Origin of the sequence: Bacteroides sp. 43_46, assembly GCF_001915455.1 — a bacterium.
In the GTDB taxonomy this organism is placed as follows: Bacteria; Bacteroidota; Bacteroidia; order Bacteroidales; family Bacteroidaceae; genus Bacteroides; species Bacteroides caccae.
Map to the genome: position 1 here is coordinate 1 of NZ_MNQN01000060.1, position 9,536 is coordinate 9,536.

Consider the following 9,536-nt stretch of genomic DNA (forward strand, 5'->3'; position numbering starts at 1 on the left):
CATGGAGAAAAGATTATTGCTCACTTCTGTCATTCCTCCCCAAGTAAGCCAAGGACGCATCTGCATCACGTGTCCTATCTCATGATGAATACCCCAGTTGGTTACCACTTCCGGACCTATCGCAGCCTTCATAGTGCCATCTGTACCCTCAAAAGCTACACCGTCACCATCACGAAACATAAAATAGTTAAAGTTAACACGGGCCAAAATACGTTTCTTAGGAATACGATTATATTTTGTAGCACCCGAGAAATCATATTGTACCTGCATTATCTTATCATAATTTTCTGCCAGTTCCCGACCTTTACCATAGGCCAGTTTCTTCAGTTGACTCACGGGATAAGCTATCTGCATATACTTGGACTTAACATCCATAATAGGGCTAACGGCATTATCCAACAAGCGGTTCCAGTCATCGTTGCTCTGCACAGTAGCATCAAAATAGCCGTTTTCTTTTCCTGTAACAAAATGAACAGTAATTTCAGGAGCCATATCAGGATCATCGGCAAAATAGTCCAAATAGACATTCCCCGCTTTCTCTACATAGATAACATTGACGCCTTCGCGTAGAGGTATTTCTTGCTTCTTCAGCCCCCAGCCTTCCGGATCTTTTGTCGGTGGATAACCTGGAGTAGGTTGACGCATCCAATCAGGAATAAGTAACCCCACGCTGCGTCCGTGTAAATCTCCCACCAATACCACATTCTCACCTTGTTCCAGATAAACACCAGTAACATTCTCATAGCGACTATAACCACTATAAAGTTTCATTTGCTGTGCTAACACCTTATTGGAAGGAATAGGTTTGTATGAGTGTAGCAAGTAACGTGATTGGTAAGTATTATCCAACAGTTTAGCCGCCAACTCTTTCATCAACGATGTACCGAAACACTTCAGTTGTTTACTTTTGAAACCTTCGGGAAGCGAAGCCGCTGTCCAGTCTGTAAAATATTCCAAATCTTTAGCTATCTGTTGCGTTGAATAAGAAGAAGTCTGCGCATAAAGCAGATTTCCCATGCTGCATAAGGCAGCAACCGTCCAAATTCGTACTATTTTCATAAAAGTTCTATTTTAGGTAAAGACTTAATTATTTAGCCAATGCAAAGATGGACAAAATTGTTTAAACAGGGAGGAAATTCCAGCTATTCAAGGTACAGAAATTGTCTTTTCCATAAAAAAGCCCATTTTAACATATCATCTGAGGAGGAAATAATTTACGCCTTCAAAAAGCCCCTCACCGCACAATACGTTAAAAGCAAAAGGGAAAACATAAACTCCCCTCAAAATAGACAAAATATCCCTCTATTTATTATATATAAAAATAACTTTGCGGCGTAACATAATTTTCACAATCATCTTTTAACCTTTAATAATAATAAAATGCGAATAGAAAAAATGACACTCGGGACAAAACGGGCACTTTATCAGATGAGAACCGTATTGCCTTTTTCATTTCTTTTATGTGCAACTCCGGTTTTAGCAGAAGATATGCGCTTGAACAATGAAGGAGAGGTATATAAAATAGAACAACAGAAAAACACAAAGACTACCGTAAAAGGCGTAGTCTATGATGGTATGACAAAAGAACCTATTATTGGTGGTACTGTAAAGCTAAAAGGGCAAGACACAGGGACTGTCACCAATATGAATGGTGAGTTTACTATTAACTGTCAGGTAAATGATGTATTAGTCATCTCTTACATAGGATATGACTCGAAAGAACTTACAGTTTCCAATCTGAAAATGTATGCGGTGGAACTATATGAATCGACTGCCCAATTAGGAGAAGTCGTAGTTACCGCTTTTGGAGCCGGACAGAAGAAAGCTTCAATGGTGGGCTCGGTAGAACAAATCAAACCGGCAGAACTACAAATACCTTCTTCCAGCCTTTCTTCTGCCTTTGCTGGACGTATGGCGGGAGTAATTGCCGTACAACGTAGTGGTGAACCGGGAGCAGACGGTGCTGACTTTTGGATTCGTGGTAAATCCACTTTTAGCGGTGCTACGGGAGCATTGATCGTAATTGACGGTGTAGAAGCTTCGGGTAGTGAATTGAACCGTCTTGATCCTGAAGCTATCGAAAGTTTCTCAATTTTAAAAGATGCTACAGCTACCGCCCTCTATGGTACACGTGGTGCAAATGGCGTGATGATCGTAACAACAAAAAGTGGGGAGAATTTGGAAAAGCCGGTGATTAATTTCCGTTTAGAGACGGCAGTAAGTCAAATGTCGGATGTAGCTGAAATGGTGGATGGCGTCACTTATATGAATATGTACAATGAAGCAGCTTCCCGACCAGGATCGAGTGCAACTCCTTATAGTTGGGAGAAAATAGCCGGAACTATCGCCGGAAAAAATCCGTATATCTATCCTAACGTAGATTGGTATAATGAGATGTTCAAGAAGAACTCTTACGCACAACGTTTTAATTTTAATGTTCGCGGTGGTAATAAGAAAATGGACTATTTCATGAGCGGTAGTTTCCGTCATAGCGATGGAAATTTACGTTCCATCAGTAAAGACTATTTTTCTTATAACAATAACATCAACTACTTTAACTACGAATTCGTTAACAATCTGAACGTAAAAGTGACTCCGACTACAAAGATCGGATTGGGATTGAACCTTTCTATCCGTGACTGGAAAGGGCCGGAAAAGTCGACAAATGATATTTTTGGATTATCGCAAATCTCCAATCCGGTAGATTTTCCTATAATGTATCCCGCAGGTATGTATGCCAATTATAACGGAGTACTGTGGGGAGACAAACCTGGTGGACCGTATGAAGATGGTTACCGTAACCCCGTAGCAGAATATGTGACCGGATATAAAAAACAGTTTGACACTACAGTGACTGCAAACTTCAAGCTGGAACAAAAGCTGGATATGCTTTTGAAAGGGCTTCGTTTTTCGGGTTTGTTTTCTTTCAAGAATTGGTCACAGTCAGTAAATAAACAGACAAGTAAATATAATAAATTCGCTATTACTGATTATGATCGTGAAACAATGGAGTTTGCATTAAAACGTGTGAACGGAACAGAAAACTCCACACAGTTGAATTATGATAAGAGTGCAACTGGTGATCGTAAACTTTATTTGCAAGCTATGCTTGAATATCAGCATACATTTAATGACGTGCACGATCTCAATGTAATGTTTCTCTATAATCAAAATCAATATAATGTACTAGAACCTAGCACATTGTTGGAGTCACTCCCCAAACGGAAGCAAGGTATCGCCGGTCGTGCATCTTATATGTACGATGGAAAATATCTGGCCGAAATGAATTTCGGTTACAATGGTTCGGAAAACTTCGCCAAAAACAAACGCTTCGGTTTCTTCCCTTCATTCGCCCTCGGATACAACATCTCTGAAGAAAAATTCTGGGACAATATTCGTCCCTACGTTTCAAAGTTGAAACTACGAGCTTCATGGGGATTGGTCGGTAATGACGATACGGGTGCAGGACGCTTTGCTTATCTATCTGATATAACATTAGCAGGCAGCCCTTACGATTATACTTTTGGAGTGAATCAAAATAAAACTTATAAAGGCCCGTTGTGGAAACGTTATCAAAATAATGAGATGACATGGGAGACTGGTGAAAAATGGAACATTGGTATGGACATGCAATTCTTTAATGCACTTAACCTGAATGTCGATATTTTCAAAGAAACCCGTTCTGACATATTTATGAGTCGCACAGGTAGTATTCCGCAATATTCAGGATTAACAAGAGCTACTATTTATGCTAATACCGGAAAAATGGAAAATAAAGGTATTGAGTTTTCACTTGACTATAATAAACAGATAAACAAAGACCTATTCGTCTCTTTCAAGGGCACATTTACTTATGCACATAATACAGTGTTGGAACAGGATGAACCTTCATTCCTAGAATATCCGTGGAAATCGAAAGTCGGTCATTCTGTTGATATGCTAATGGGGTGGGTCAGTAACGGACTGTTCCCGGATGAGGAAAGCATCAAGAATGCTCCCAACCAAGGCAAAGGACTTCCTGTTTTACCAGGTGATATTTGGTATTTGGATCAACCAAATGTATATGGTGAGAAAGATGGCATCATAGACAATAATGATAAAGTGTATATGGGATATCCCACTAATCCGGAGATTATATACGGATTCGGTCCATCTATCAAGTGGAAAAACTGGGATTGTTCGTTCTTCTTTCAAGGAGCAGCACGTGTTTCATTAATGATGAGTGGCATTCATCCGTTTGGAAATACGACATTGACTAATGTACGCCAGTTTATTGCAGATGACTATTGGTCGGAAGCCAATCCGAATCCTAACGCCAAGTATCCGCGTCTTTCTGTTGAATCGAACTCCCATAATACAGAATATTCAGACTATTGGTTGCGGAATGCTGCATTCTTGAAATTGAAAAATGCAGAATTAGGATATACGTTTAAGAATATGCGTTTCTATTTGAGTGGATCTAACTTGCTAACCTTCTCCCCGTTTAAGGAGTGGGATCCAGAAATGGGCGGTGGTAATGGATTGAAATATCCGACACAGCGTGTATTTAACTTAGGTTTTCAAATGACTTTTAAATAACAGACGATACAATGAAAAAAAATTATATATATATCGGACTATTGGCATTGATGTTGTGTTCTTCATGCAATTACCTGGACATTGTGCCCGAAGAGAGAACGAAAGAAGAAGATACTTATTCCACGCCGGGACGAATAAAAGAATTCTTGGCTTCTTGTTATTCTTATTTACCTACTACCCGGCAGATTCTGACAGCATCTTATGATATGATTTGTGCTGAGGAAACATCATATTTCCGTAAAGAGGCATTCTCAACTTTCAATGAAGGAGATTATGGGCCTACTAATCTTGGTATGACTTCTTATACGTGGCAACGGGTATGGGACGGCATCGGACAATGTTACCGTTTCTTGGATGCACTGGATAAAATGAAAGAAATGCCAGAATTAAGTGCGGAAGAACTGAAACATTACCGGGCAGAAGCTGAATATTTGATTGGCTACTATCATTTCATTTCTCTCCGTGCTTACGGTCCGACAATGATCATGCGCCAAGCATTTGATTTGGATATGCCGCTTGACGATTACCCTGAACGTAGTTCTTATGACGAAGTAGTGACATTTATCGACCAACAGATAGAAAAAGCACTCCCGGGATTGGCAATGGAACATCCCGGAGATGAATATGGACGTATTACTTATTATACGGCACTGGCATTACGTTCCCGTATGTATCTTTATGCAGCTTCACCGCTTTTTAACGGAAATGACTGGTATGCTGATTTTAAAAGTCCGATAGACGGAAGAAACTTAATTTCCCAACAATATAGCGAGGATAAATGGCGAAAAGTGGTCGAAGTGACGGAACAAGCTATCAAAGAGATGAAGGATGCTAATTTCCATCTGTATGGCGACGCTGAAGCAGGAGAACCTAGTGCCAACAAACCGGGATTCTCAAAAAATAAGGCAGAACGCCGCGTACGTTATTGCGTACTTGATACTAAAGGTGGAGACAATCCGGAAGTCATTTGGTGTGATACCCGCAAAGAAGGCAATTATGGTTATCAGCGCCGTTCAGTTCTAAAACAAAGCAAAGGATATATTGGGGAAGTGCAGGGATGCATTGTGCCTACTTTCCAATCAGTAGAACGTTTTTATACAAAAAATGGGCTCCCTGTAGAATACGACAAGAATTATGGTGATCCTTATGCTATCGTAACTATGCCGGATGACGTAGATGGAAATGGTTATACCGCCGACAACTCAGGAATGAAGACATTGCGGCTACACTGTGACAGAGAACCCCGTTTTTATGCCAATGTCGGTTTCCAAGGCGGTTATTTTGAAATAGGGCAATATAATGGTGCAACTCCGGGAAAGAACAACGGTGACAGAGCAGTTGTGTTGGACTTGCGATTTGGCAAAGCACAGGGACGAAAAAATGAAGGAGGTGCTCCACAAACATTGAACTATTCCGTGACCGGATACAATAACAAGAAACTGCTTCCCCCGTCATTCACTACTGGCGTAGTAGAATATCCGCTACCGCTTTTCCGCATGGCAGAACTTTACCTCAATTTAGCGGAAGCTTATGCAGCATTGGGTGAAATAGACAAATGCATTGACAATCTGGACGTGATACGTACACGTGCCGGCATACCGGGGGTAAAAGATGCTTGGGACAATTATTCTACGCAACCGAAATATTACGAAAACAAAGAGAATCTAATGGAAATAGTACGTCGTGAACGTATGTTAGAGCTTTATATGGAAGGACATCAGTTCTATGATATTCGTCGTTGGAAAATTGCAGAACAGTTCTTAGGAGTTCCTGTAAAAGGATTAAATACATTGGGTGAAACGGACGAAGATTTTCTAAAAGTTGTTGAATTGGATTTATTGAGAAGGTTCCACAAAGGGCAATATCTGATGCCGATTCCTTATGATGAAACGCAGAAAACACCGCAAGTAATACAAAACCCGTTCTATAATTAAGAAACTGATTATAAATGCCAAAAGAACGAATAATTATGAATATACGATATTTATTACCTTTATTATGTATCTTATTCCTTGTTGGATGCAAGGATGATGATGATCGTGTGTGGTTGTATAAATCCGCTTTTACATTAGAGGCAGAAGGAGGAACAGTGGAATTTAGCGCTGAAGCCCCACAGGAGTTGACGCCTGTTTATCCGGAATGGATAACATTGAAAGAGCATATATATAATAACGGACATCATTTGTTCAAGTTCGAAGTTACGAAATATTATTCTAAATCAGGACGCTCGGGAGAGATTTGTCTGAATGGTTCGGGAACAATAGTCAAAGTGGTACAAAATGGACTAAAAACATATGTTGCTGATAAAGATAAGACAGGGTTGGCTGATATGGCTGATAAACAGCTGGAAATAAAAAGTGCATGGTCTAAACACGGATCAAATTCTGAAGGGCCGAATGAACACGTGAAAGGAACTGAAGCGATTTATGACGGAGTAAAAAGTGATAGTAAATTATTTGTTACTCCTTGGAATACAAAATGGGCCGGATACGGTACCGTAGATGAAAGAAAAGATGACTTTCCTCACGAATTGAAACTGTTTTTGTCCGGTGAAGACGAGCAAATAGACTATATGATTTTTTATCCGCGTGTAAGTTATCGGAACGGTCGGGTAGGCGTAATTGATATTTATGTTTCCACAGCCGAAGAACCTGAAAACTTTATTCTGGTGAAAGAAAAGTACGATTGTGTAGAGAGTGACAACAAAGTTAAAACTATTTATTTCAACCAGTCGGTAAAACATCCCCATACTGTGAAGATACTCATCCATACAGTAACTGAAAAAGATATGTATGTGGCTTTTCAGGAAATCGAGCTTTATGGGAAAAGTTCCCAAGTCTTCGATACCTCTACTCTGTTTGCTGATGAGCTTTGCAGTAAACTGAAAAACGGTATTACGTTGGAAGAAATTGAAGCATGTCCATATCCTTTTTTTAGAAATATAGCTTTGTATATGTACTATGATTGCTACGAGACTAATTACCGTATTGCAGAATTTAAGGCCTGGAGGCATCCTGATAAAGATGCGGAACAAAATAAAACTACGCAATATAGCCTATTGGACAATCCTACCGGAATTTCGGTAGAAGCAAATGAACAAATGGTGGTAATGGTGGGTGATATGCACGACCAAGAATTATCATTAATGCTTATTGACTTTGATACACCCGGCAAAGACGGATTCGGAACCCGTAAAACATATTCATTGAGACCGGGGACAAATGTAATCAATATGGAGCAGAAAGGTTTACTATATGTAGCTTATCATACAGAGAACTATGCAACTGCACAACCTGTCAAAATGCATTTCACAGCAGGAAAAGTAAATGGCTATTTTGACACACAGAAAGATAGTGGTACTATGGAAAACTGGAATAAGTTGTTGGCAAATGCCTCTGTAGGATGTCTGGATGTGCTAGGCAAGTATGCACATATTATATTTCCCGTAGAAAATCTGAAACAAGTAGAAAATCCGATAGAGTGGGTGAAATTTTATGATGATTTAGTATATAATGAGCAAGTATTAATGGGACTGGTGAAATATGATAAGATGTTCAAGAACCGTATGCTTTTCAGCGTGATGTATAATGATTCTTATATGTATTCTACAACCTATCACACAGGGTACAGTAAAGGTACGATAAACGGGCTTTGTAATTTAGCACAGTTGAAAGCTGATAGTTGGGGACCATCGCACGAAGTGGGACACAGCAATCAAACCCGTCCAGGACTAAAATGGACAGGTATGACCGAAGTGACTAATAATATTCATTCTATGTACATGCAGCGTATCAATAGTGGTGACTCCCGTTTATGGCTGAAGGGATATTATCCTAATGCCATGACTACGGCATTCAGCGGAGCACCGCATATCCAAGTGGGTAAAATAGATGGAAAGGGCACGGCTGATGTATTCTGCCAATTGGTTCCGTTCTGGCAATTACAATTGTATATAGCTTATGTGCTGGGTAACACAGAATTCTATGCAGATGTCTATGAATATATACGTAACAACACTGTGACGGGAAAACAAGCTTGGGAATACCAAGTAGAGTTTCCGTATATTTGCAGTAAAGTTTCAGGTATAGACTTAAGTGAGTTTTTTGAAAAATGGGGCTTTTTACGTAAAGTTAACACCGAAATTACTGACTACGGAACTAAAGGTGTATTCAAAATAGGTGATGCAGAATTGGCTGCTGCCAAAAAGCGAATTGCAGAACTGAGCTTGCCGAAACCAACCCACGCCTTCTGGTACATCACGGAGAAGAATGAGCATATATTTAAAGGTAACTTATCAATGGGGACAAGCGGTAACGCTACACTAGATAGAGAAACAAAACTCATTTCTGTCAGTGGATTTAGCAATGCTGTTGCATTTGAAGTATATGACCAAGATACCTCCAAGTTGGTATATGTCGGGACAGAAGCTGCATTTAATATGAATCTAGCAGTATGGCCGACTAATATCGAAATACGCGCAATATCTGTCACAGGCGAATCAAAAGTAGTCCCATTAATTTAAAAAGATATTCAATATTAAATTGCAGCTACTTAAATAATAAACTATGAGAAATGTCAACTAATTGACATTTCTCATAGTATTCCATGCCTGATACATGAAAATTGGACTCGGGTTTCAATGGTGTTAAAAACGAAAGTAAATACACAAACTCCCCTAGAATATACAGAATATCCCCTTATTTGTCTCATATAGGAATAACTTTGTACCATAAAATTCACAATATATAACAACCAACTAATATAATTAGATTTATGAAACAAAAATCGATAATCCCCCAAAAATTGATTATCCTCACTGCATTGGCGTGTTCACTAACAACGACACAGGCGCAAACACTCCAAGCAGAAAAAGCATTTATCAAAGAGAATATGGAATTCGCCACCAAACAATATAGTTTGATGATGCAAACCCCTGCACAAGGAAAAAATGGAAAAGC

The 9,536-nt window shown here is 39.5% G+C and carries 4 protein-coding genes and 1 pseudogene; 4 read left to right on the plus strand and 1 reads right to left on the minus strand.

Going from position 1 to position 9,536, the window contains the following annotated elements:
• The coding region (locus tag BHV72_RS06050) for a M60 family metallopeptidase (RefSeq protein WP_286855149.1) at positions 1 to 1,059 on the minus strand (1,059 nt) is incomplete at its 3' end.
• Positions 1,060 to 1,380: 321 nt separating this feature from the next.
• On the opposite strand from BHV72_RS06050, the gene BHV72_RS06055 reads away from it, so the two are divergent.
• From BHV72_RS06055 to BHV72_RS06070, 4 genes and pseudogenes are all read left to right on the plus strand, one after another.
• On the plus strand, positions 1,381 to 4,578 hold the full coding sequence (locus BHV72_RS06055; protein ID WP_286855151.1) for a SusC/RagA family TonB-linked outer membrane protein: 3,198 nt from the start codon (positions 1,381 to 1,383) through the stop codon (positions 4,576 to 4,578).
• A gap of 11 nt (positions 4,579 to 4,589) precedes the next feature.
• Complete coding sequence (locus BHV72_RS06060; protein WP_286855153.1) at positions 4,590 to 6,512, plus strand: RagB/SusD family nutrient uptake outer membrane protein; 1,923 nt, start codon at positions 4,590 to 4,592, stop codon at positions 6,510 to 6,512.
• A 35-nt stretch (positions 6,513 to 6,547) separates the two neighbouring features.
• Positions 6,548 to 9,100, plus strand: coding sequence for a M60 family metallopeptidase (locus BHV72_RS06065; RefSeq protein ID WP_286855155.1), 2,553 nt, complete (start codon positions 6,548 to 6,550; stop codon positions 9,098 to 9,100).
• A 251-nt stretch (positions 9,101 to 9,351) separates the two neighbouring features.
• Positions 9,352 to 9,536 (plus strand): annotated as a pseudogene (locus BHV72_RS06070) (glycoside hydrolase family 88 protein); the annotation flags it as partial.

Coding starts and splice junctions, on each gene's coding strand:
- BHV72_RS06055 (WP_286855151.1), top strand. CDS start 1,381: ATGCGAATAGAAAAAATGACACTCGGGACAAAACGGGCACTTTATCAG.
- BHV72_RS06060 (WP_286855153.1), top strand. CDS start 4,590: ATGAAAAAAAATTATATATATATCGGACTATTGGCATTGATGTTGTGT.
- BHV72_RS06065 (WP_286855155.1), top strand. CDS start 6,548: ATGAATATACGATATTTATTACCTTTATTATGTATCTTATTCCTTGTT.